Source organism: Paenibacillus sp. AN1007 (assembly GCF_040702995.1).
In the GTDB taxonomy this organism is placed as follows: domain Bacteria; phylum Bacillota; class Bacilli; order Paenibacillales; family Paenibacillaceae; genus Paenibacillus.
The window spans coordinates 1,110,018-1,131,197 of the sequence record NZ_CP159992.1; the positions used below are offsets into that span (position 1 = coordinate 1,110,018).

The window sequence follows — 21,180 nt, forward strand, 5'->3', positions numbered from 1 at the left end:
CAAATTATACCGGAATTCCTAGTAACAAAGATTTTATTCTTGAAATATAAGAATATTCACTTGACTTCTCATATTCTAAGAATTATTATGTAAATATAACATTCTTAGAAATTAAGAAAAATGGTGGTGATAAAGTTGAGAATTAACAAGAAAATTCGAGCATTGATTAAGCAACGAGGTTTGACTTTCACTTATGTTGCCGATAAATCGGACATTCAATTTAAGAAATTTTCTCGAATGATGACAAGTAGACAAAAAATAGGTACTGATGAATATGAGAGAATTTGTACTGTGTTAGGTGTTGCTCCCGGATATTTTTTTGAAGAAAAATTCTTAGAAAATAAGAAAGGAGCAAGCTGATGGACCAGTGCCCACGATGTGCTAGTAACGAAATCGCATCGACAGATAACTTTTGTAAAGTCTGCGGATTCACATTATTTCAAATTACTCTGGAGCAAGTTGAGGTTATTCCAGAAACCGCCGCGGCTACGGCAGCTTCTGAACAACCTAAATTAATTATGACGAGTAGATTCTTCATCTTTCCTGATCTCAGTGACGAAGAGATCGACATGCTACACATGGCTTTAATGAGAAGAGCTTTTGAATGGGCAAGGGCTAATGGGTTTTCGAATAAGTAACCGAAACTGGTAAACCACAAAGAGTGCACTTCTCATTGTTTGAAGGGAAATAGCCTTCCGGAAACTGGACTTCCTTGTTATTAGGACAAGAAAGTATGTAAAAACTCACTTTACTTTCAGATGGAATGTGATTTGGAGAATGAGCCATAGATGCTTCTCCACCAATTTTCCACCCAAATCTTTCAAGTTCGTTTTTCATATTTAACTTATCTTCATCAGAAAGTTGTCTGAAATAAATGTAATGATCCATATCTTTCACCTCCTTTCCTACAAAATAGTGCGACAACTCTATTTTAGCAGAAGGAAGAAGGACGAACAGTAAAGGAGGTTTCAAAAAAACAATGGCCGTCCCACAACGAGGTTCGCATATAAATAATCCCGGGAGGGATGCAGGCATGATCGTAGCAGCTTATCAGTTTGGTGAAACCAAGGTCTTTATTTGTAACGATCATATCGCAACAGATCAAGATGAACTTGATCGAATTGACAGAGAAATCGCAACCGCGGCCTGGGCATGTGTTCAAGATGCGGCAAACAAAAACAATAATGAGGAAGCCTAACAAGCTTCCAACGGAGGACAAGCCTATGCGATTCCGCTGGATCAAGCCTACATCCCGAGCATGTTTCATAGCTGGTGTCGTCACCCGAGTTCATGTTGGCAAGATGACAATGGATCAAGCGATTGACTATACGTTGTCACTCGAACGCCAGTGCAAAAACTCACATCTTATTCCAAAGCGAGAGCTGCAGTCATTGAAACGTGACAGCAAAACAGAGCTTGAGAGAATAAGAAAATCCGCCAGAGCTGTACCGGCAGCCGGCGGACGATGAAGGGATCTGGGGAACAACTTATAACCCAATAGTACCCCTGAGAGATGTCACATAACAATTGAGGTTATGAGTCATTTTGTCCCATTTCCCCATCAATTAAACGAGGGGAGACGAGATATTTGACTATTGGTGAATTGATACAAAACTACCGAAAGGAACAGGGTTTGACGCAAAAAGAATTTGCAGATCAAGCGTTTATTGAAAGGTCATCCATTGCAAAAGTAGAGACCGGGGAACGGCCTGCGCCGAAAGGATTGATTACTCAAGTGGCAAGGTCGTTCGATGATCCGCGGTTGTACTTGGCGGCTCAGGAGGAAGTAACCGGCGGTGCTATAACGCCTTGGCTGGACAACGTGGACTTACATAGGGCATCGGTGTTATTCAAGACGGTGGAAGAAATGAAGGAAGTCTTGGAGTTGACTAATGCAGTGCCGATCAGCAAGACAGTTGATCAACTCACAGAAGCGGATAGACAGGTCATGAAGCGGCTGCTGATGGAAACGGTCGAAGCGATCACTGCACTCACACACTTCGCGGCTGTACTGTGCAAGGAATATTCCTTCTCATGGTTCGCCACTTGGAAGGAACACCGCGCGGATCTGAAGGCCAAAAAATACATGAAATGAGGTTGATTTTATGTCACGAGAACAACTGGTAGCCGCAGCGCTGCAGGTAGGTAAAAATTCGAAGCATAACTTGAAGTTGATACAGAACGAACCTGAAAGGATGTTACCTGGACGAATGGAGAACGCAGAGGAGTATTTGAATCGGATGATTCGATTTGCGGAAGTAGAAATGAAAAATGCCCGCCTGGCAGGGCGGACACTTGGTCTGAGAACTCGGTTAAAGTCTCTTCTGCTGCTCATTTTATCGTCTCCCGAGCAAAAGCGCAAGGGGGAATCGGTATGAGCGAACAACTGGCACGCCAGATTATCGACAATTATATCGTTTCGACACTTGCCCTGCGGGAGAGCAGCGCGGTTCCAGCAGCAGAAGCCGCTAGTGATATAGATGCCTATCGATCTGAACGGATGGACATCTTTATCCGTTGGGAAAATGCAAAGTTCAGCCTGCAGGAGTTGCCGCATGAATATAAGCTTCAAGCGATTCAAGCAATAGAACAGATTACCGCCTGATGAGTCTGCTACGGTAGCAGACGAAACGCCGTGAGGCGTCGCGGGTAACCGCAATTACATATGAAGGGAGGACGAACCTATGCAAATCATTCATAGACTGACCGTTGTCAGTAACCCGACTCGTATTTTTGAAGTGGGTACCGAGATTGACGGCCGTGAGGTCATTGAAATCAAGCAAGTTGGCACTGACTTTGAAAATCATGTGCATTCGGAATATTACGTGCTTGATGAAAATGAACATTTGCTTGCAAGTATTGAGAACGCTCCTGTGATTGTTGATTATCGACAGATTGTAGTTCACGATTCGGAAGTTTTGGATGAGAAGGGATTAAAAGCCGCCGCAAGTACAACGGCTCAGAATACTTGTTGTTTATGTGAGGAAGTTGCCGGACTGGAACTCGAAGAAGGTCGCTTCATTTGTTACAACTGTGCTCAGATCCAAGGTGAATTGGCGCCAATGTAATTATGATTCAAGGCTATTCCAAATTTGAATGAAATGAGCTGCTTCACCCTGTAATGAAAGAAGACGGTCACTAGTTACATCACTAGGCGTAGATTCAAACATCCTACACTTCATAACATTAAGCAATGATATCGATGCTTGTTGATCATTATGTGCTCGATCAGAAGTTGTCATAAGCGTTAAAGGAGAGGCTGCCTTCCGCTTATCTAATTTTTCGCTTCGCTCTTTAAAATACAACTTTAACAGATGGGGCTTTCCGTTTATGAATAGACCGAGCTCAGGGGTAGAACGAACGAATAAACCATTGAAGCTCCAATGAGCATCAGCAGGCTGAAACCATTCTATATGTTTATTTTTTATGAATTTTTTATACTGTTCAACCGTGTCGGCATAATTAGATTTTTTCTTATCGTTGGCTTTCTGAACTATGTGATCTAAGTAATCAATTGAATAATTCTTTTCGTGAACTTCTCTAATTGCAAGCCTTAAATCTCTCCAATAATCAGTTGCTGGAGAATACTCACTATATTTGACTTTACGAACAGTTGAAACTTTAGCTGGGCCAGATTGCTTTGTAGTAAACTCCATGAATTGTGTAAAACTGATTGGGATTTTGTCCATAGGCCTTGCTTCCTCTCTACTAAGATGATGTGTGACAACTCCATTTTAGCAGAAGTTCGAAGGACAAGCATTTAATTGAAAAAGAAAAATGACCGCGTGCAGGCGGTCATCACTGATCTTTCACAACTAAATATGGATACACGGCCATCTTACCGTGGGTGGCCGTGTCAAACAAGGAGGATTCATATGTCTGAAATGGATGATTCCCAAGAAGAAAGTGGATGCGTTGAGGAATACGGTTCCCAATATCCTACAATACGCGAAGAACTGTCTGAACGGGGTATGAGCATTCACGATTTCATTTGAGGGAGGAACGATCATGGCAATGAATATTGTAGCCAGTACAAAGAATATGGCCCGTGATGAGTGGTTAAAGATTCGCCGGAAAGGTATCGGCGGTTCTGATGCTTCTGCTGTCGCTGGTCTGAATCGTTATAAATCGCCTGTAGGGGTATTTGTGGATAAGACGGGGCAAGTCGAACCTGATGAAGCTGGAGAAGCAGCCTACTGGGGTAACGTGTTGGAAGATGTGGTGGCGAGGGAATTCACGATCCAAACCGGGTTGCGGGTTCAGCGTAGTAACAAGCTTTATCAGCATCCCAAACATAAATTCATGCTCGGAAACGTAGATCGCCTGATCTTGGACAAAGGCGGACGTGGACTCGGCATCTTGGAGTGTAAGACTGCCAGCGCCTACAAGATGGGCGAATGGGAGGACGACCAAGTACCTGATGAGTATGCGATCCAACTGCAGCATTACATGGCTGTTCTCGGTGTGGATTACGGATACTTTGCAGTCCTGATCGGCGGCCAGAAGTTCCAATATAAGTTGGTTGAACGTAATGACAGGATCATCGATTCCTTAATCCAGATTGAGGACGAGTTTTGGAACAAGCATGTTGTGCCCGGCATCCCTCCAATGATTGATGGCAGCACAGCATCTACGGATTTGCTCAATCACTTATATCCTGTTTCCACTCCGGCAAGTGAAGTGATCCTGGATGATCAGCAAGCCGGACTTGTTCAAAAACTGGCGGCTGCCAAAGAAGATGCTGCTGTTGCTACGGAACAGGTCAAACGGTATGTGAACGAGCTAAAGTCCATCATGGGCGAGAATGAGTTGGCTGTTCATAACGGCGACATTTTGTTGTCTTGGAAGTCGAACGATACCACTCGAATTGATAGCAAACGGTTGAAACAAGAGCAGCCGGATTTATATGAAAAATACTCAAACACCACATCGGCCCGCCGATTCTTGGTGAAGTAGGGAGGACACATGGCACAAGCAAAAGGAACATCCCTTGAAGGAAAGTTGCAAAACAAGGCTGCGGGAGCGAATAACGCTCCTGCAGTTAACCCCTCACAGACCATTGCTGCTTATCTGAAAAAAATGGAATCTCAAATTGCTGAAGCAATGCCGAAGCACATGAATATTGAACGTCTGAGCCGTATAGCTCTTACAACGATCCGGACGAATCCGAAATTGTTGGAATGTTCAATTCCTTCCTTGATGGCTGCGGTCATGCAGTCAGCACAACTGGGGCTGGAACCGGGATTGATTGGTCATTGCTATATCATTCCTTATGGTAAGGAAGCAACTTTCATCATCGGATACAAGGGCATGATTGACCTGGCCCGGCGTTCTGGAAATATTCAATCCATCGCCGCGCATGAAGTCTATGAAAATGACTTCATAGAGTTGACATACGGTTTGGAAGAGAATTTGAAGCATGTTCCGTGGTTCCTGCGGAAAGACGAAAAGCCTACCGAGTCAGGCAAAGTAATCGGTGCATACATGGTCGCCAAATTCAATGACGGCGGTCATTTCATTCACTATATGCCGATCAGTGAGATTGAAGCCCATAGAGCACGTTCTAAGGCTGCGAAGAATGGTCCATGGGTCACGGATTATACGGAAATGTGCAAGAAGACGGTTGTACGTTCCGGATGGAAGTGGCTGCCAATCAGTGTGGAGATTGCTTCTGCAGTAACGCAGGACGAAACCACACGGAAGGACATTACCCCTTCGGATGAGCCATTCATCGATATCACACCACCCTCAGGAACGGACGATCCACCACAGCCAGAACAACCGGACGATGCCAGCACTAAACAGGTTGAATTCCAAGAATGAGCCAGATAGATTCTATCACTGGTCAGCTGCTATTACGCAGTATGATCGGTAATCGGATATGGCACTTGATGGATTCTGACCCTGCACTATTCAAACAAGAAGTTAGAGATTACTTCGCACGAGGTTATCCAGATTGGTCAGTTGTTCGTGCAAAGTATCCTCACATTTATTTAAGGGACGATAGGAGGCGTGATTAATGAGCGGCAAACCTATTCAACTCGATTTGTTCTCATCCATTCAGACGCAACCAAAGTCACCAAAACCGCAAGTTTTAAACGGGGTGTACTATGAACGGTCATCAGGCCTTTTCGTTTCCTATGTGCAGGGCAGACGTCATTTTGAAGTACCGCCTGCTCGTTGCCTGGGGGACAAGGCTTGGAAAGAAAAAACGATGAGGGAGCGTGCGATATGACCACAAAGCAGCAAAGGAAGGCAGTATTTAATCAACTTCAGGATATGTTCGAAGAAGCTGTTGCTGAAGGACCGAGAGCTATTCAGTCTCATTTGCAAGACGTTGCTTTTTCATTGGGAGCACAGGCAGCAATTGTCACTGAACCAGACCAAATGCCGCAAGCCATCAACGATTTGATTACTCATTTTGGACGTGGAATACAAACGATTATTGAAGAAATAACAGGTAATGAAAGCAAGTTTGATGTCGCTGTTTACGCCGTAAATAGTTCACAGCATTAACGAGGGGATGAGCAGCATGCCCGAAGGCAGTTACCCGTTTCCTATGTACTCCGGATTACTGGAGCCAGAACACTACAAACGAATAGGCAGCGCGATATGGCTTTTCCTCTGGTGCGTAAGCTCCACGACATCCGAGAAGGAGAAAGAAGGTACTGTGTGGGGCATCGTTCTCGGAAACAAGCCGATCCGCATGTCAGACCTTGCAGAACAGTTTGATGTGAGTGAACGAACAATCAGGGATTGGATAAAGAAGCTGGAAGACCAAGGATATATTCGTGTAACGCGTGCACCATACGGGCTGATTTTTACAGTCAGGAACTCTAAAAAATATCAAAACAGATCGGAAGAAAAGTTCCAGTCTGGTGAAGGAGATCGGAAGAAATCTTCCGCTCTGGAAGATGGAGATAGGAAGAAAAGTTCCGATCTCCCGGAAGAAAACTTCCGATCTAATAAAGATATTACAAAGATATTGATTGATAGATGGATTGATAGCTTACCTGAAATTGATGCAGAAGAGTTGAGATCAAGGACCGGGGTTCTGTCCGCCGCTGTGGGTTCCTTCTCCACAGGCCAAATAGTCCTTGATAAACCGACAACCGAAACACGGGCTCTCGAAACAGAAAACTACTTTCTGCAGCGCAAGGGGGCTCTTAACCCCAGCGCCTCTGATTGGGAGCATGTGCATCAGGTTGCGAACGAACCCATTCCGTTGGAGTTCGTACGCTTTGGCATTGATTTGGCTATTGCTCGGCATAAAAAGACACGCCGCAGGGTGACGGATAAGATTCGAACCTTCGCTTATTGCAAAACGGTGATCTTTGACTGCTGGGATCAATTGACTTCGGCAATGGATTCGTTTCAAACTCCCCCGGTCACTCCGGGAACAGTCGCCCCGAAACCGTCCAAAACGTTGCCGTTCAGGAGCCGTCAACAGGAGAAACATGAACAATTAAGCGAACTTGATCGCTTCATCGAGGAGGAGAAACAGCGTGGACAAAGCTGAGGTGGCGCAGTTATTTAAAAAGATTAAACAGCGGTATCCAACCTTTGACGCGAGCCTTGAAGAAGTGAACGAGTGCCACAAACATCTTCAAGACTTCCCGTTTGAGACAGCGATACAAAACGTTGACCAGCACATCAAAACAGAGAAATGGCCACCGACCATTTCGGAGATTCGTGGAAGACTTGGTGAACAGATTGAGCGTGATCGGATGCGGGATTTAACAGCAACTTATTTTGCTGAGAGAGAAGCAGCGGCTCTTAATGCTTGCCCACCACCGCCGGGATGGAAGGATGGTTTGATTGAACGGCTTCGATATCGAAAATAACTTACCCTACAGCATGGAGTTTGAACAGGCAGCCCTGGGCGCGTTGTTACTCAAACCAGATGAATCACTGGAACACGCTGAATCACTAACGGTTGATGCGTTTTACAACAAGGCACATAGCCTGATCTACGGGACAATATCGGATTTGGCGGAAGGTCAACAGCCGATTGACCTGGTGACTGTAACGAGCAGCCTGAAAGAAAAAGGCGAACTGGAAGACATCGGCGGGGTAAGTTATCTGTCCAAATTAGCGATGGGAGTGCCGACGACTGCAAATGCTGGCTATTACTTTGAGCAGCTTCAGGACATGGCCATCCGAAGAGAGCTGATCCGGACGAATATGCTATTGATTCAGCAAGCGGCTGCTGGAACGGAAATGTCGCAATTGATGTCCAGTGTCCAACAAGCTCAAATCAAGATTGCGGACAGGGCAGCGCCAAAACGAGATTTTAAACGCATCGATGATGTTCTTATCGAGGTTGTCGAGTCTGCGGAGATTCGTTCAGACAACTTCAAGAATGGTACGGTAACGGGCATTCAGACCGGGTTTACCGACCTTGATAGCATTACTGCAGGTTTGCAGAAAAGCGATTTGATTATCGTTGCAGCTCGTCCGTCGGTAGGTAAGACTGCCTTTGCTTTGAACGTTGCTCAGAACGTGGCCATTCGTAACACCGAACCTGTAGCCATATTCAGCTTGGAGATGTCATCAGCGCAGCTTGTACAGCGGATGGTATGCGCCGAGGGCAACATTGACGCTAGTAACATGCGTATGGGTGATTTTGCATCGGAGGACTGGACGAAATTTGCTCAAGCAGTAGGAATCTTGGGTGCTACGAATATCCGAATTGACGATTCACCAGGGATTACCGTTCACGAGATCCGCGCAAAGTGCCGCCGCCTGAAAAAGCAGGAAGGTCTGGGGATGATCGTTATTGATTACCTGCAGCTGATTGCTGGACGAAGCGGAAAGGGAGCGGAGAATCGGCAGCAGGAAGTATCTGAGATATCCCGGACATTAAAGCAGTTAGCGCGTGAACTGGATGTCCCTGTTATCGCTCTATCCCAGCTCAGTAGGGCAGTCGAGCAGCGGCAAGACAAGCGTCCAATGATGAGCGACCTCCGGGAATCAGGTTCCATCGAGCAAGATGCCGACATTGTAGCTTTCCTGTACCGGGATGACTACTACAACCAGGAATCGGAAAAGCGCAACATCATCGAAATCATCATAGGCAAGCAGCGTAATGGTCCCGTTGGCACCGTCGAACTGGTCTTTCTGAAACAGTTCAATAAATTCGTCAACTACGAGAGGACTCATAACGACGCCTTTGGACCAACACCACCACAGCAGCCAAAGGACATGAATAAACGCCAGTGGGCGTAAGGGAGGTTTCACATGATTCAAATAGTTAGATTTACATCCGTTATAGGAAATCGTGACGATTTGATTGTCTTACGTCGTTCAGCAGACGGTTCAAGTATTACAGTGGCGCTGCCGTTCCACGAAGACACGCCTAACTTGCTCTTTTCTATTCCGGAAGCCCTGAATCTGGGGGAAGCAATTAACGATCTAATCTCAGTGCCGCTTTTGAAAGCACCGTTACCGCCCATCGTTGATGAAACTGTCATTAGCTATAAACTCCAATCGGAACTTAGTGGTTTGTTTGATCGCTATCCATCGGACAGCGAAGCAGATCGGACAGCACGTAAGGCATTGCATGAGGCAATACACATTCTTGGATTGTGAGGAGGAACAGGCATGAAACAGGGGAAACGGCCGACAAAACGGCAGAAAATTGAGATTAAAGCCAATGGTTTGAATGCGGAGAACTGGCTTGTTGAAAGGGATACACCAAGCATGATGGTGATTGTCCATCGCTTCTCAGGTAAACCGAGAACTATTCGGCGGGGAGCATGATGGACAGCACTCTAAACAGATGGTCCGTGTCAGAGTACATGAAGCACCGTTACATCCGGACGGGACATGTTCCTGATCGTGAAGAGCTGCAGACGGAATTTATGGGAATTGATCAAACTGAGCTTCTTGAAGGGATCGCTGAGTTTGATGCAATTGTCGGTACCGGAGGTGTGCTGCATGCGGAAGTTGATTGATCCGCACCACCAAACACATTTGAGTTATGTCGTACGTGGTGACGATGGTCGGAAACTGGCCGAGATTTTCGTCATTCGGCGGGACATGCTGCCGGTGCGCCAACGGCGCAAGCGACGAGCAAAGGAGTTACGGCAAACATGACTATCTATTTTACGGTTTACGGGGAGCCAGTGGCGCAGGGGCGGCCCCGGGCGTCAACGAAGGGTGGTTTCGTCCGAATGTACGATCCAGAGAAGTCGAAAGACTACAAGGATTATGTCCGATTGGCAGCCGCTGAACATGCACCGGATGCATTGCTGTTAGGCCCACTTGGAATGATGCTGACAGTGTACAGGCCGATACCCAAATCATTCAGCAAGAAGAAGGCGGCACTGGCTGAAGCGGGGGAGATCAGGCCAGTCAGCAAGCCAGATGTGGACAATTACCTGAAGGGTGTTAAGGATGCGTTAAAAGGTGTGATGTGGAAGGACGATAGCCAAGTGGTCGAGGTATTTGCTCAAAAAAGATACAGTTTCCGACCACGAATCGAAGTGAAAATCAAGGACTTATCCAAATAAATTTAGGGAGATGAATTATCATGACAATCGAATTCGCGAAATTTACAGCAGAAGTGGCAAAGGGTATCAAAATTGGATCTGACGTTGAAGTGAAATTGCTTATTCCGTTGAAGTCTGCAGTTCCATTCTTGGAGTTTTTGAGCAACAGCCAAGGTGAAGACGTTATGGTATATCTCGGCGATCCGCAAGCGTCTTTTGACTTCGATAGTGAGGATCGTGACCCAATGTACAACACTTGGGACGGCGGTCGTCGTGTAACAACTGATGCATCCGGGGTGGTCACCAAAATTGAAGGTACTGGACAAGAAGAAAAGGACGAGAACCAGGCGGAATTGTTCAACGGTGAAGGAAGTAATCCTGAACAGCAGGAGGCTGACGGAGACGGCTCCGAGCAGACTGAAAGCACTACTCAAGAACAAATGGAAGGAGAGGGAGCAGAAACGCCTGGTCAAAAACCCGCTGAAGATCACGTTACTGATCAGGACGATCCTTATGGTGATAACGATGACAATGAAATTCCTGACTGGATGAAAGAAGGCGGAGGGGATCAATCCGGACCAAAGGAAATGGACTTCTCCTCTGAAGATGAACAGAAGCAGCCGCCAGTAGATCAGAATGAGGATGCTCCAACGGATGCCGAAAAAGAAAATGCTGCTGAAATCAGTAAGGAAGAACTTGAACAGTTTATTCTTGCTCAACGTCCAATTTTTGAAGATATCAAGTTGGCTGATTCACCTGCCGATTTCCCTGCACTATTGCAAATGAAAAACGAAGGAAAGACGTGGCTGGAAATCTCTCGGGAAATGAAAGTCCCAAGTTCACAAATCAGTTCTAAGTTGAACGTGTACAAAAAGCGTGTCACTAAAATGATGCAGGATGGCGTAGCAGTCTAAACCTTCATACAGCAGCACCCCCCGGTCTATCGTAGGCCGGGGTGACCAGCTGCATGCATCAAACAGAACGTATGATCCCAAATCAGTTGAAAAGGAGCATTCAAATGGAGCTTAATGCGAACCAAATCGAAGTGGGCAAACAATACATTCTTGTTGAAGAACCTTTTAATAAATCGATTGTAACCATCGAAAAGGACGAGAGTGGGAAATCGCCCAATTGGGTCGGTTGGGAGGTTCGAGTGGTTAAAAGTCTCGCCGGAATTGAACTTCCAATTGGTAAAGGAATCTCTGTTGGTTGGAATCAGGAATACAAACATTATTGTCCTGCTAAGTTTTACGCATTGGAGGAAGGAGCGACCACATGAATGCATTGCTAAACAATATTGAATACAAAACATCTGCTTACCTCTTTGCTGGAGTCGGCGGGGCAACCGCTGGGGCAATGCGCAGCCAAGTGGAGTACGGCGGCAAGCTATACAAATTTAAAGTGCTGTGCGCTATTGATAGCGATCCGGTGGCGTGCCGCAATCACGATCTGATTACAGGCGAAGACACATCGGTTTGCATGGATCTATTTGAGCGCTGGCAATACACAGCCTGGCACGGACATGAACCGTCTGAGGAATGGAGAGAGGCAACAGCATGGGATATTTGGCAGGCATTTAAAGAGCAAGTCCCGTTCTTCTTATTTCTTTCTCCACCATGCAAAGGCCTGAGCGGATTGCTACCTGCAGGCAAGGCTGCATCCGACAAATACCAAGCCCTGAACTATTTGACGGTCCATGGACTGGAGCTGACGCTTCGTGCATGCCTTGAATACGGCGGATCGGTACCGGCCATCATTCAACTCGAAAATGTGCCCCGGATCACCAGTCGTGGAAAACACTTACTGGCCAAAATTAAAAAGTTACTCAAGAAACACGGATACGCGGTAAGTATCCGGGCTGATCACAACCTTGGAGAGATCGGAGGGCTTGGCCAAAATCGTGTGAGATTCCTTATTCTGGCCAGACATGAGGCTCAGCTGCCAAACGTGATTTATTATCCGGTCAAAAAGGCATTGCGTTCAATCGGTAATGTGCTTGCTGATCTGCCAGAACCGGGCGACATCGTAGCAGGTGGTCCGCTCCACAAACTCCCGCGGCTCCAGTGGAAGACGTGGATGCGGTTGGCCTTGATACCTGCAGGTGGAGACTGGCGAGATCTAAATAAAGTGGATTGGGAAAACCTTCGGGTTGTTCACGAGCCGCGCCGCGGTGCTTACGAGGTGGCTGACTGGAACAAGCCGAGCAGGGCAGTTACCAGCACAGCAGGACCTGGACGGAGCAATGGAGTAGCTGCAGTATCTGATCCACGCCTGACAAAGAGGGAAGGGCGTCATCCGGGAGTGTATCGAATTGTTCCCGCTGATGAACCAGCTCCATGTGTAACGGGGACACGCTTTGGTTCGGGGGCAATTGCAGTTGCAGATCCACGAGTTAACACTAAACTCCATCCGGACAGTTACGGTGTGCAGGATTGGGACGCTACGGCCAAGACGGTCCGATCAGCTAATCGCATTATGCAAGCTGCTGGCAGCGTGTCTGACCCACGAGTACCGGATAGACCGGGACGCTACACGGATCAGTTCCGGGTGCAATCAGCAGAAGGACCAGCTGCTACCGTGACAGGATCAACAGATGTGCAAAATGGCGCACAACTCATTGCTGATCCAAACGTTTCGGGTCAATACCATGACGGCGCGTATAGGGTTTCAGATTGGGAAAATGCATCTCCAACTGTAACCACAGGTGGCGTGTCTGCAGGGCAAGGAAAGGTCATTGCCGATCCTCGGATAAAAAGCGCACCGCGTGCTGACACGATGGGGGTTCTGGATTGGAATCAACCTTCCAAAACAGTCATCGGCAGCGCGGACGTACATGCTGCGGCCGTAGCAGTAGCTGACCCGCGTATCCCTGCTGACAATGAGCGGGGAGTTTGGACTATTATTTCAACAGACGGCACATGGCATCGTCCTCTCACAACATATGAACTGGCTATGATTCAAAGCTTCCCGCAGCGACTTCCAGACGGAAGACCTTTCCAACTTGAGGGGTGTAGCGATGCCAAAGCACGGGAGTACATCGGTAACGCCGTTCCTCCAGATGCACAGGAAGAGATGGGCAATGTTCTTCTGCTGGCAGCCGCTGAAGCTGAGGCAGGCATATCATTCACACTGAGCTGGGACTCGGTATGGGTTGCGCCAGTTACAGACGAGATTACAGCAATCATTCATTAGGAGGTTTTGACCAATGAAAGAATATGCAGTTTACAAAGGCGACAAATTGATAGTCATGGGTACAGCTTTTCAATGTGCCCAGAAGATGGGGGTTTCAGAGAAATATATTTACTGGCTGACAATGCCGACTGCGAAAAGACGGTTTGCTCAGCGCAAAAATCCTCATAGATGCACAGTTGCTGTCGTGATTGACGATGACGATACGGAGGAAGGCATCCAGACAGGGAGGATCTGCTGATGGTAGATTATCGCAAAGTTGATAGAACGATATGGACACCGGAGCAGATAGCTGATCATTTGAAAGCAATCGGGGCTGAGCATCCACCTAAACGGCCAGACAAGCTGCAAAAGGCAGTTACTGCTCCACAGCAGCGTAACGGTAACAGCAAGTATCACAAACGTGGAGGTGAGTGGTAGTTGGAACGAGATCATAGAGCATTGTTACTGGAGTACGGATATCCGCAGGAATTGGTAAACGGCTGGAGCGCAGACGATTGCGCAGCTGAATGGGATGAATTTTGTAGCGAAGTAATTGCGGAATAAATAAATATCCCCCGCGAGCTTGGTGGCCAGGTGGGGGACAGGGTAATAATATTATGTCATTCCTCTTATTAGTATATCACAGGATGAAGGGGAATGAGGGGAATGGCGATGGCATGGGGACAAGGGGAACTCTTTGCAAAAGCAAGTAAACAGGAAATCCAGCGAACAAAGTTCCTGCTCGACAAATATACAGATATGCTTTCCCTTATGAGGGATTTTGAGCAATTCGAGCAGGACTTACAACAAGTAGGCATTGATGGCGAAACAGCTCGCCGCATCGATCAGACTGATTTGCATGCGGACAAGACGGTTAACGCCACGATTCTTATTGAAAAGCAACGTTGGGTGTATAAAAAATATGACTTCTATACACACCAGTTGGAAAGGGCACAACGGTTAATCAAAGACGAAGACGCCCGCAATGCAGTGGACTACCGATACATTCAGGGTTATTCACGCAAGGAAACAATACTTTTCTTCCGTCGCGCCCTCAGTGACAGCACGATCAAACGCAAAATCGATGAGGGATTGGAGAGCGTTGCAAATACATTGAAGCTTATCGGTTTCTTTGAACAAGATGATGCCGAATTTTAATGCAAAAAAGCAGGACTCAGACTTAACCCTGAGTCCTGCTTTTTTTAGATCGCATTAATAATGAATTGTCCTTGTTGAGCTTTGACCTCAAAGAAATACTGCTGATCTTTGCTGAGATCATCTAATTTCTTACTTGTTCCAGGGGAAACCTCAAATTCGTTAATTACAATATTACCTTTATCATCCTTGACTCTCAATAGCACGTTGCCTTCACTGTTCGCATCATTAATGATTGTCTTATCCCAGAAAACACTATCGAATTTAACAAAATCATTCCCGCCAAATTTTACACTGTTCCATTCCTCAGATTTTGCATCGATAGCGAGCACTGAACTGGTTTTAGGAGAAAAGTAATTGTGAACGGATTCGACGTTTTGGTAGACTTGATAAGAACAAACAAAAATAATGGTTAATGTAACTAAGATTCCACCGAACCAACCGACTTTCTTAAGTTTACTATTAACCATACTTGTTTCAGCTCCTTAATCAATTGAAATATTATAATATCCTGCTTTACTTCCTTTTGCTTGGAGTGTGTACGTGCCACTGTTCCAAGGGATTGTATCCATTACTGCAGATTTACCAGCCGCTATAGTCTTTGTGCCTCCGACTTGTTCACCTGAAGAGTTCACTATCCTTACGGTAATAGTTCCGGGACTATTTGCATCATTTGTAACAGTAGGTGAATCATCAAAGAAATTGTTGGACGATGTAACGTTACTGAAAGCATTGGTAGTTAGATAGGCCGATCCAGACCAATTGACATAAGGAACGATGATTGGGTCATAAGCATTCTGGCCAGCGTCTGGATTTGGGGCAGCTGATGCTCCAGCTACTCCACCAAGGGCTAAAGCAAGTACACAACTAGAAGACAATAAGGCTACTTTTTTTGCTAAGTTCAAGTAGAACACCTCTTCTGCGATTTTTTTTGTAATTGTTGTATATATATGTATTCCTGATTTAAATTTATCTTATTTTTCTATTTTAATCAATAATTTTCCATAAAATATTTTGTTTATTGCGCTGTTTTTAAATTTACTTGTATTTCTTTTTTTTGAACTAAAACTGAACCCAGCCTGACCTCATCGTGAGACCATGTTGAACCCCACATGACCATTTTTCCGTGATACATTAGGAGCATAGAAAAAGGCGAGAATGAAACGCACAGCTGCACATGCGGCATATGACTGGGGCGTTCCTCTTCTCTCCTTTTTCTACATCTTGCAGGGAATTAGTCCCAAGTGTCGAAATGTGTTTAGGACAATATACATACTTGGGGGAAGAAATAATGGCAAGAAGGAAAAGTAAGGCGAAGCAAGAAGAGGAATTGTTTCAAGGATTGGCTGGTATGGCGATGTTAGGAGGAATCATTGGAACCTATTCGATAACAAAATCATGGCAAGCATCATTGGTTGTCGGATTGCTGGGCGTTATTGGGGTTATTGTTATAATGGTTGTTATCCAACAAAAACGTGCAGAGCGATTGAAGCGGTCAGGTATAGCGGAGATTGATAAGATGGATGGTGTACAATTTGAACATTATCTTGGTCATCTGTTTCGCTCCCAGGGCTACAAGGCTGAAGTAACAAAAGCTGCAGGCGATTATGGAGCCGATTTAGTTATCTCCAAAGATGGAAAAAGAATTGTTGTGCAAGCTAAACGTTATAAAAAAAATGTTGGTTTAAAAGCTGTTCAAGAGGTACAGGGTGCTAAGGCACATTACAGAGCAAATGGAGCATGGGTTGTTACAAACAGCAATTATACTGAGCAAGCATATCAGCTCGCCAAATCAAACGGGGTAAGACTTATTGCTCGGGATGAATTGGTTGAAATGTTGCTTGCAATGAAAGTGAAATTGTCTGCTCCCAAGAAAACGGGAAATGTAAAGACGAGTGCTTAATCGAATTAATGAGGAATTGAAAGTAAAACATGTATGGTATCAGTTTCTTCGCTAATGATGGAGATTCCCAATATTGACCTTGATTTTGTAACTTCGTTAAAATGGTCTTGTTCTTCCTCTCTTGTAACTAAGTACGTATGCATTTAAAGCAAAGAGCGCAGCGTTTTTGCGGCGACCGTAACGGGCGCATGCTTTTAAAACGTAACACCAACATCATACATATCACATTTAAAGTCGTTCCTTCACTGGATCGGCTTTTTTTATTGGAGGAATTGAAGTGATCAGCAGAAGACGCAAGAAAATACGTGTTCGTCCCAACAAGCAACCAGATAAATGCAAAGGGTGTGTATGGGGGAGATGGGATGGAGTGAAGCAGTTTTGTAGTAGACCTGTTTGTCCTAAAGAGGTAAAATATCCCTATCATATTAGACAACAGGAAGGGAATTTTTGATGAGTGAAATTGATTATACAGGATTATTAACTATACCTGTACTTACTGCAATCTTTACTACGGGAGCGTTGCTGATTAAAGAATGGTTTCAAAGCAGTAACGCTACCAAAAGAGCTCTAACCGAAAAAAAGCTGGTTGAACTCTATAATCATCTGTACAGCATTGTTATTCGTTATGAAAAGAGATTGCATTTCACGTATCGTGAAGAGGTGTATGCTATTGATCCTAACGGTAACGAAAAGACTCACGAAATCCCAGAAACTGAGGACCCTGAAGTATGGGAGGAAGCTATTAAAAAAGCCTCAGAAGAAATATACAATAAGATTCATTTGTTGGAATACGAAGATCTGATTTTGTGGATTAAAGTTGAGAATGGCTTGCAAGAAGAATATGCTATAGAAGATTATTCAGTAAATAAAGCTTTTTCTTATCGAAATTTCAGTAAGAGTGTTAAGAAAAGCTATGGACGTTTATATAACGAATTTCATTTAAGCACGCGAAAAAGAAAGAAAGCGAGAATAAAGGAATTAAAAATCGATCTTAAGAATATAAAACGAAATCCCTTTATGGAGAAAGATGAAAAAACTAAAAAGAAGAAAGCTATAAAAGAAGAGATTAAAACGATCAAGAGAACGTAGCACCCATCGTGGTGCTTTTTCTTTTGCTCTCATATGACGAAATGTGAGCCGTTTTAAGCTCCACAGCATGAGAACGTCCGTTTGCAGGGGCTAGCTATTTGAAGAACGGAGAACAGGCGCTGAGTGAGCGTACGCACGAATATGAAGCTTACCCATACATTGAAACCAACTCAACACAATTCCCCTCAAAATTGCCTTTGGTATAACTCCCAGAATTTGAGTATGATAGTTCTGAGAGAGGAGGGGTTGGATGCGTAATGAGGGAGTAGACACGTTGTATCTGGAACCAGGAGATATCATAGAAATTAAATCATATCTTGCGAATGGCACATCTTTTCTGGGATCGTTAGAGACAAAAGCTTTTCTTGATCGAGTAACTTCTAGCGGTAAGATACCGGAGTATTACAAGAAACTAGAAGCGAGTGAAACCGACAAGGCTCAGTATCCGGATTTGTTCGCAAAGTTAGAGTATGCATTGAAAACACGAAGCAGTTAGTACGATTATTGGGGACAAGCTATGTTGCTTGTCCTTTTTTATCTTGACCAGCATCATTTCTTGTCTGATACTGAAGAAAATATTAACAATCTTTTGGAGGAAGAATTGGATGATAAGTTGGATTAAAAAAAACATATGGATGATAATAGGCAGTGTGACATTAGTAGTGGTTTTTCCGATACTGCTGAATTATTTAGTGTTTTCTTGGCGTGCTCCTGGAGTGAATGGTGATTGGATGGACTTTTTAGGAAGTTATCTTGGGGCGATTATTGGCGTTATAGTTGTATATACGACAGTGCTAATGCAATTAAATGCTCAGAATAAGGTAAGTAATGAAGAAAGAACTTTTCAAGTTAGACCATATTTACGGGCAGAAACAATTGAGAATATTTCTTATGAATTAGAACAAATTAACTTTAGTCCACTCACTCCTTCGGATGATCACATTTCACCAGAATTATCCAATAATCTTGGATATGGTCAATTTAAGTTATCCAATATAGGACTCGGTACAGCAATTGATATTCAATTCAGAGTAGATACTTACATGCATAGGTACACTTACAATAATTCAGCTTTATTGGTAAAAGAAGAGTCTGGCTTTCATATAACTACTTTTTTATACAACACTAAAGAGTTTCAACTGATAGTATTGTATTGTGATATGTTAGGGAACAGTTATAAACAAAAAATTGATTTTTCTACTCAAGATATAGATTCAGGTGGATACTGTTTGCAAGTGAAGAAGACACATCCTCCAGAATTACAACAAATTCTTGTAGAAGCACCCTAATCGGTGCTTTTTTTAATGGAGGTAACCATGGAAATTAGAATCATGCCAATCGATCAGATAAATACAGCAACCTACAATCCCCGGATGGACCTTCAGCCTGGGGATGTTGAATATGAGAAGCTTCGCCGCAGCATAGAGGAATTCGGTTATGTGGAGCCAATCGTCTGGAACGAACGTACCGGGAACATGGTCGGCGGTCATCAACGGTATAAGATCATGGTCAACGAGCTGGGTCATACCGAACTGCAGGTGTCTGTCGTGGATCTCGACGATCAGCAAGAGCGTTTGTTGAATATCGCTTTGAATAAGATATCAGGTCGCTGGGATGATGATGCCCTCACTCAGTTGCTTGTTGATCTGCAGCAGGCAGGCGCCGACATTTCCTTGTCCGGGTTCGACGATGTGGACTTGAAACAGATGCTTGGTGACATTGATATTCCAAACTTTGATGCAGGGACTCCCGAGGATCAGGGCGACCTTGGCGTATTGAGTTCAAAGCTGGTGAAATGTCCGCATTGTGGAGAGGAATTTGAACATGATTGATTTAAAGGTGGATTGGGCCACGCATGCAGCAGCGAAGTTTGCTTGCGAGAACTTCCACTATAGCCGCAGCTTGCCCGCAGGAAAGTCGGTGAAGGTGGGGGCTTGGGAAGATGGCCAGTTTATAGGTGTTGTCATCTTTAGCCGGGGAGCAACGCAAAACATCGGCTCTCCTTACGGTCTGACGCAGCGTGAATGTTGTGAGCTGACGCGGGTTGCATTGACCAAGCATCAATCATTTGTATCGGAGATCCTTGCCAAAGCAATTCGATTCTTAAAGGAACAATCTCCGAATGTGGAGCTGGTCGTCAGTTATGCCGACGTTGAGCAAAACCATCACGGCGGTATCTATCAGGCTACAAATTGGATTTACGAGGGCAAAACTGATGGGGAACATTATTTCATCATCAAAGGGAAAAAGATACACCCCAAATCAATACACAGTAAGTATGGTACCGGCAGTCAACGCATTGAATGGATCCGGAGCAACCTTGATGCCAATGCTCAATTGTACCGCACCAAGGGCAAGCACAAGTACCTGATGCCGTTAAACAAGAAGATGCGGCGCAAGATCATGCCCCTGCACAAACCTTATCCAAAATAAAAGGGAAGACGCGGTAACGTCTCCCCATTCTCCCAGGGTATCCCCCGGCTGAGATAGCGGCCCGCCGCGCGCGGCATTTATGCAGACATCCGCTATCTCGCATTCCAGTATATCGGAAAGTCGGGGATTCCACATGAGAACACAAGATGAAATTTTGTTGCAGCATGAACTCGAAGTCATGGAGGGCATTCTTGAAAGCAAGGAACAATACCGCAAAATTGTTAAAGCTGCCATTGCCCAGTGGGTGAAAGACCTGCAGGCTGGACATATAAAAATGCAGACCGTTCAAGATTTGGAGCGGCTGATTGAGTTGGATATCAAGCTTCAGCAGGACTATTTGTGAGATAGTTCTTTCTCTACTTCTTCAATAACATTTAAGTGGAAATTATGTTGTTGCTGCTTTAATGAAGCCAAAAAGAGGTGATTTAATGCTACCACAACTATTAAGGTGCCACTAAAGCCGAGGGATTGATAGAAATCGTATCCATTTGTAAAAGTTGTGAAAATATCTTGTACGCTATCAACCCACTTTGATTTGTCTTGTTTCATCAATTCTTCTTTATTATTGTTTAAGTATGTAAGCAGTGCAGATGAAATGGCCACATGAAATCCAATAAATGCAATAGCCAAAGTAAAAACAAATTTACTAATAAAGTCAAAGGATTTTTCAATAAAACTATTCTTCACATTCATAGACTTTACAGTTATTTTTATAAGCCTTAGCTTATGTTTGGATAACGCTTTATATGATGTGTACAGTGACAACGTATCTTCATGATAAGAAAAATACGTAGTCCATACTTTCCTATTTACAGGTTTATTCAAGCCATGTTTAAACACAAAAAACGAAATCCATTCCAGTACAACTATCCCACCCAAAAGGTATAGGATAAGAATATTAGTTGGAGTAAGTTGCATTTTTTAGCCTCATTTCAT

At 44.6% G+C, this 21,180-nt stretch carries 37 protein-coding genes; 32 read left to right on the top strand and 5 right to left on the bottom strand.

From position 1 onward, the window contains the following. Positions 1–135: 135 nt before the first annotated feature. Positions 136–360, top strand: a complete 225-nt coding sequence (locus ABXS70_RS04980) for a helix-turn-helix transcriptional regulator (protein ID WP_366294297.1) — start codon at positions 136–138, stop codon at positions 358–360. Between the two features lie 255 nt (positions 361–615). On the opposite strand, the gene ABXS70_RS04985 is transcribed toward ABXS70_RS04980, so the two are convergent. Continuing rightward, positions 616–888 (bottom strand): hypothetical protein, encoded by a 273-nt coding sequence (locus tag ABXS70_RS04985; protein ID WP_366294300.1) that lies wholly within the window; start codon positions 886–888, stop codon positions 616–618. A 145-nt stretch (positions 889–1,033) separates the two neighbouring features. Between ABXS70_RS04985 and ABXS70_RS04990 the strand changes: the two genes are divergently transcribed. The 6 genes from ABXS70_RS04990 (at position 1,034) to ABXS70_RS05015 (ending at position 3,068) form a co-directional block, all read left to right on the top strand. Then, complete coding sequence (locus tag ABXS70_RS04990; RefSeq protein ID WP_366294303.1) at positions 1,034–1,198, top strand: hypothetical protein; 165 nt, start codon at positions 1,034–1,036, stop codon at positions 1,196–1,198. A 25-nt stretch (positions 1,199–1,223) separates the two neighbouring features. After that, positions 1,224–1,469: a hypothetical protein gene (locus tag ABXS70_RS04995; RefSeq protein WP_366294306.1), complete on the top strand. Its 246-nt coding sequence runs from the start codon at positions 1,224–1,226 to the stop codon at positions 1,467–1,469. A 119-nt stretch (positions 1,470–1,588) separates the two neighbouring features. Further along, a complete protein-coding gene (locus ABXS70_RS05000) occupies positions 1,589–2,095 on the top strand; it encodes a helix-turn-helix domain-containing protein (protein WP_366294309.1) in 507 nt (168 codons plus the stop codon). A 10-nt stretch (positions 2,096–2,105) separates the two neighbouring features. After that, on the top strand, positions 2,106–2,378 hold the full coding sequence (locus ABXS70_RS05005) for a hypothetical protein (protein ID WP_366294312.1): 273 nt from the start codon (positions 2,106–2,108) through the stop codon (positions 2,376–2,378). Beyond that, on the top strand, positions 2,375–2,605 hold the full coding sequence (locus ABXS70_RS05010; protein ID WP_366294315.1) for a hypothetical protein: 231 nt from the start codon (positions 2,375–2,377) through the stop codon (positions 2,603–2,605). The genes ABXS70_RS05005 and ABXS70_RS05010 overlap by 4 nt, the downstream gene beginning before the upstream one ends. 79 nt (positions 2,606–2,684) lie before the next feature. Next, complete coding sequence (locus ABXS70_RS05015; protein WP_366294317.1) at positions 2,685–3,068, top strand: hypothetical protein; 384 nt, start codon at positions 2,685–2,687, stop codon at positions 3,066–3,068. Here ABXS70_RS05015 and ABXS70_RS05020 read toward each other — a convergent pair whose 3' ends face one another. Beyond that, the gene (locus ABXS70_RS05020; protein WP_366294320.1) at positions 3,069–3,689 is read right to left on the bottom strand and encodes a hypothetical protein; all 621 of its coding nucleotides are present in this window, start codon (positions 3,687–3,689) and stop codon (positions 3,069–3,071) included. Positions 3,690–4,008: 319 nt separating this feature from the next. On the opposite strand from ABXS70_RS05020, the gene ABXS70_RS05025 reads away from it, so the two are divergent. The 18 genes from ABXS70_RS05025 to ABXS70_RS05110 all read left to right on the top strand — a co-directional run bounded on the left by ABXS70_RS05025 (position 4,009) and on the right by ABXS70_RS05110 (position 14,822). Next, the gene (locus tag ABXS70_RS05025; protein ID WP_366294323.1) at positions 4,009–4,956 is read left to right on the top strand and encodes a lambda-exonuclease family protein; all 948 of its coding nucleotides are present in this window, start codon (positions 4,009–4,011) and stop codon (positions 4,954–4,956) included. A 9-nt stretch (positions 4,957–4,965) separates the two neighbouring features. Then, complete coding sequence (gene recT / locus ABXS70_RS05030) at positions 4,966–5,823, top strand: recombination protein RecT (RefSeq protein ID WP_366294326.1); 858 nt, start codon at positions 4,966–4,968, stop codon at positions 5,821–5,823. 196 nt (positions 5,824–6,019) lie between these two features. Next, positions 6,020–6,235 carry a hypothetical protein gene (locus tag ABXS70_RS05035; protein ID WP_366294329.1) on the top strand — a complete coding sequence of 72 codons (216 nt, stop codon included), beginning with the start codon at positions 6,020–6,022 and terminating at the stop codon, positions 6,233–6,235. Continuing rightward, a complete protein-coding gene (locus ABXS70_RS05040; RefSeq protein ID WP_366294332.1) occupies positions 6,232–6,516 on the top strand; it encodes a hypothetical protein in 285 nt (94 codons plus the stop codon). The genes ABXS70_RS05035 and ABXS70_RS05040 overlap by 4 nt, the downstream gene beginning before the upstream one ends. Before the next feature lie 16 nt (positions 6,517–6,532). Continuing rightward, positions 6,533–7,519 (top strand): HTH domain-containing protein, encoded by a 987-nt coding sequence (locus ABXS70_RS05045; RefSeq protein ID WP_366294335.1) that lies wholly within the window; start codon positions 6,533–6,535, stop codon positions 7,517–7,519. Continuing rightward, positions 7,506–7,844: a hypothetical protein gene (locus ABXS70_RS05050; RefSeq protein WP_366294338.1), complete on the top strand. Its 339-nt coding sequence runs from the start codon at positions 7,506–7,508 to the stop codon at positions 7,842–7,844. The genes ABXS70_RS05045 and ABXS70_RS05050 overlap by 14 nt, the downstream gene beginning before the upstream one ends. A 13-nt stretch (positions 7,845–7,857) precedes the next feature. Next, complete coding sequence (gene dnaB / locus ABXS70_RS05055) at positions 7,858–9,228, top strand: replicative DNA helicase (protein WP_366296544.1); 1,371 nt, start codon at positions 7,858–7,860, stop codon at positions 9,226–9,228. A 12-nt stretch (positions 9,229–9,240) separates the two neighbouring features. Continuing rightward, positions 9,241–9,591 (top strand): hypothetical protein, encoded by a 351-nt coding sequence (locus ABXS70_RS05060; RefSeq protein WP_366294341.1) that lies wholly within the window; start codon positions 9,241–9,243, stop codon positions 9,589–9,591. Positions 9,592–9,603: 12 nt separating this feature from the next. Next, positions 9,604–9,762, top strand: a complete 159-nt coding sequence (locus ABXS70_RS05065) for a hypothetical protein (RefSeq protein ID WP_167433668.1) — start codon at positions 9,604–9,606, stop codon at positions 9,760–9,762. Beyond that, the gene (locus ABXS70_RS05070) at positions 9,759–9,956 is read left to right on the top strand and encodes a hypothetical protein (RefSeq protein ID WP_366294344.1); all 198 of its coding nucleotides are present in this window, start codon (positions 9,759–9,761) and stop codon (positions 9,954–9,956) included. Before ABXS70_RS05065 ends, ABXS70_RS05070 begins: the two co-directional genes overlap by 4 nt. Before the next feature lie 138 nt (positions 9,957–10,094). Continuing rightward, on the top strand, positions 10,095–10,514 hold the full coding sequence (locus tag ABXS70_RS05075) for a RusA family crossover junction endodeoxyribonuclease (RefSeq protein ID WP_366294347.1): 420 nt from the start codon (positions 10,095–10,097) through the stop codon (positions 10,512–10,514). Between the two features lie 20 nt (positions 10,515–10,534). After that, positions 10,535–11,407 carry a hypothetical protein gene (locus ABXS70_RS05080; RefSeq protein ID WP_366294350.1) on the top strand — a complete coding sequence of 291 codons (873 nt, stop codon included), beginning with the start codon at positions 10,535–10,537 and terminating at the stop codon, positions 11,405–11,407. Positions 11,408–11,460: 53 nt separating this feature from the next. Continuing rightward, positions 11,461–11,772: a hypothetical protein gene (locus ABXS70_RS05085; RefSeq protein WP_366294353.1), complete on the top strand. Its 312-nt coding sequence runs from the start codon at positions 11,461–11,463 to the stop codon at positions 11,770–11,772. After that, complete coding sequence (locus ABXS70_RS05090) at positions 11,769–13,685, top strand: DNA cytosine methyltransferase (protein WP_366294356.1); 1,917 nt, start codon at positions 11,769–11,771, stop codon at positions 13,683–13,685. The genes ABXS70_RS05085 and ABXS70_RS05090 overlap by 4 nt, the downstream gene beginning before the upstream one ends. A gap of 13 nt (positions 13,686–13,698) precedes the next feature. Continuing rightward, on the top strand, positions 13,699–13,923 hold the full coding sequence (locus tag ABXS70_RS05095; RefSeq protein WP_366294359.1) for a hypothetical protein: 225 nt from the start codon (positions 13,699–13,701) through the stop codon (positions 13,921–13,923). Then, on the top strand, positions 13,923–14,102 hold the full coding sequence (locus tag ABXS70_RS05100) for a hypothetical protein (RefSeq protein WP_366294362.1): 180 nt from the start codon (positions 13,923–13,925) through the stop codon (positions 14,100–14,102). The genes ABXS70_RS05095 and ABXS70_RS05100 overlap by 1 nt, the downstream gene beginning before the upstream one ends. Beyond that, positions 14,103–14,228 carry a hypothetical protein gene (locus ABXS70_RS05105; protein WP_366294365.1) on the top strand — a complete coding sequence of 42 codons (126 nt, stop codon included), beginning with the start codon at positions 14,103–14,105 and terminating at the stop codon, positions 14,226–14,228. It abuts the gene before it with no gap. Positions 14,229–14,330: 102 nt separating this feature from the next. Further along, positions 14,331–14,822 (top strand): hypothetical protein, encoded by a 492-nt coding sequence (locus ABXS70_RS05110; RefSeq protein ID WP_366294368.1) that lies wholly within the window; start codon positions 14,331–14,333, stop codon positions 14,820–14,822. Between the two features lie 44 nt (positions 14,823–14,866). Here the strand turns inward: ABXS70_RS05110 and ABXS70_RS05115 are convergent, their stop codons facing one another. Together ABXS70_RS05115 and ABXS70_RS05120 are read right to left on the bottom strand one after the other, a co-directional pair. Then, positions 14,867–15,289 carry a hypothetical protein gene (locus ABXS70_RS05115; RefSeq protein ID WP_366294371.1) on the bottom strand — a complete coding sequence of 141 codons (423 nt, stop codon included), beginning with the start codon at positions 15,287–15,289 and terminating at the stop codon, positions 14,867–14,869. A 15-nt stretch (positions 15,290–15,304) separates the two neighbouring features. After that, positions 15,305–15,724, bottom strand: a complete 420-nt coding sequence (locus ABXS70_RS05120) for a hypothetical protein (RefSeq protein WP_366294374.1) — start codon at positions 15,722–15,724, stop codon at positions 15,305–15,307. A gap of 386 nt (positions 15,725–16,110) precedes the next feature. Here ABXS70_RS05120 and ABXS70_RS05125 point away from each other — a divergent pair, with 386 nt between their 5' ends. The 7 genes from ABXS70_RS05125 to ABXS70_RS05155 all read left to right on the top strand — a co-directional run bounded on the left by ABXS70_RS05125 (position 16,111) and on the right by ABXS70_RS05155 (position 20,587). Then, positions 16,111–16,722, top strand: a complete 612-nt coding sequence (locus ABXS70_RS05125) for a restriction endonuclease (protein ID WP_366294377.1) — start codon at positions 16,111–16,113, stop codon at positions 16,720–16,722. 450 nt (positions 16,723–17,172) lie between these two features. Continuing rightward, positions 17,173–17,811: a hypothetical protein gene (locus ABXS70_RS05130; protein ID WP_366294380.1), complete on the top strand. Its 639-nt coding sequence runs from the start codon at positions 17,173–17,175 to the stop codon at positions 17,809–17,811. Between the two features lie 250 nt (positions 17,812–18,061). After that, a complete protein-coding gene (locus tag ABXS70_RS05135; protein WP_366294383.1) occupies positions 18,062–18,307 on the top strand; it encodes a hypothetical protein in 246 nt (81 codons plus the stop codon). Between the two features lie 109 nt (positions 18,308–18,416). Then, complete coding sequence (locus ABXS70_RS05140) at positions 18,417–19,100, top strand: hypothetical protein (RefSeq protein WP_366294386.1); 684 nt, start codon at positions 18,417–18,419, stop codon at positions 19,098–19,100. 27 nt (positions 19,101–19,127) lie between these two features. After that, positions 19,128–19,643: a ParB N-terminal domain-containing protein gene (locus tag ABXS70_RS05145; protein ID WP_366294389.1), complete on the top strand. Its 516-nt coding sequence runs from the start codon at positions 19,128–19,130 to the stop codon at positions 19,641–19,643. Continuing rightward, complete coding sequence (locus ABXS70_RS05150; protein ID WP_366294392.1) at positions 19,636–20,244, top strand: protein Mom; 609 nt, start codon at positions 19,636–19,638, stop codon at positions 20,242–20,244. Before ABXS70_RS05145 ends, ABXS70_RS05150 begins: the two co-directional genes overlap by 8 nt. 133 nt (positions 20,245–20,377) lie before the next feature. Beyond that, positions 20,378–20,587: a hypothetical protein gene (locus ABXS70_RS05155; protein ID WP_366294395.1), complete on the top strand. Its 210-nt coding sequence runs from the start codon at positions 20,378–20,380 to the stop codon at positions 20,585–20,587. Here the strand turns inward: ABXS70_RS05155 and ABXS70_RS05160 are convergent. Further along, complete coding sequence (locus ABXS70_RS05160) at positions 20,578–21,162, bottom strand: hypothetical protein (RefSeq protein WP_366294398.1); 585 nt, start codon at positions 21,160–21,162, stop codon at positions 20,578–20,580. The genes ABXS70_RS05155 and ABXS70_RS05160 overlap by 10 nt on opposite strands. Between the last annotated feature and the right edge of the window lie 18 nt (positions 21,163–21,180).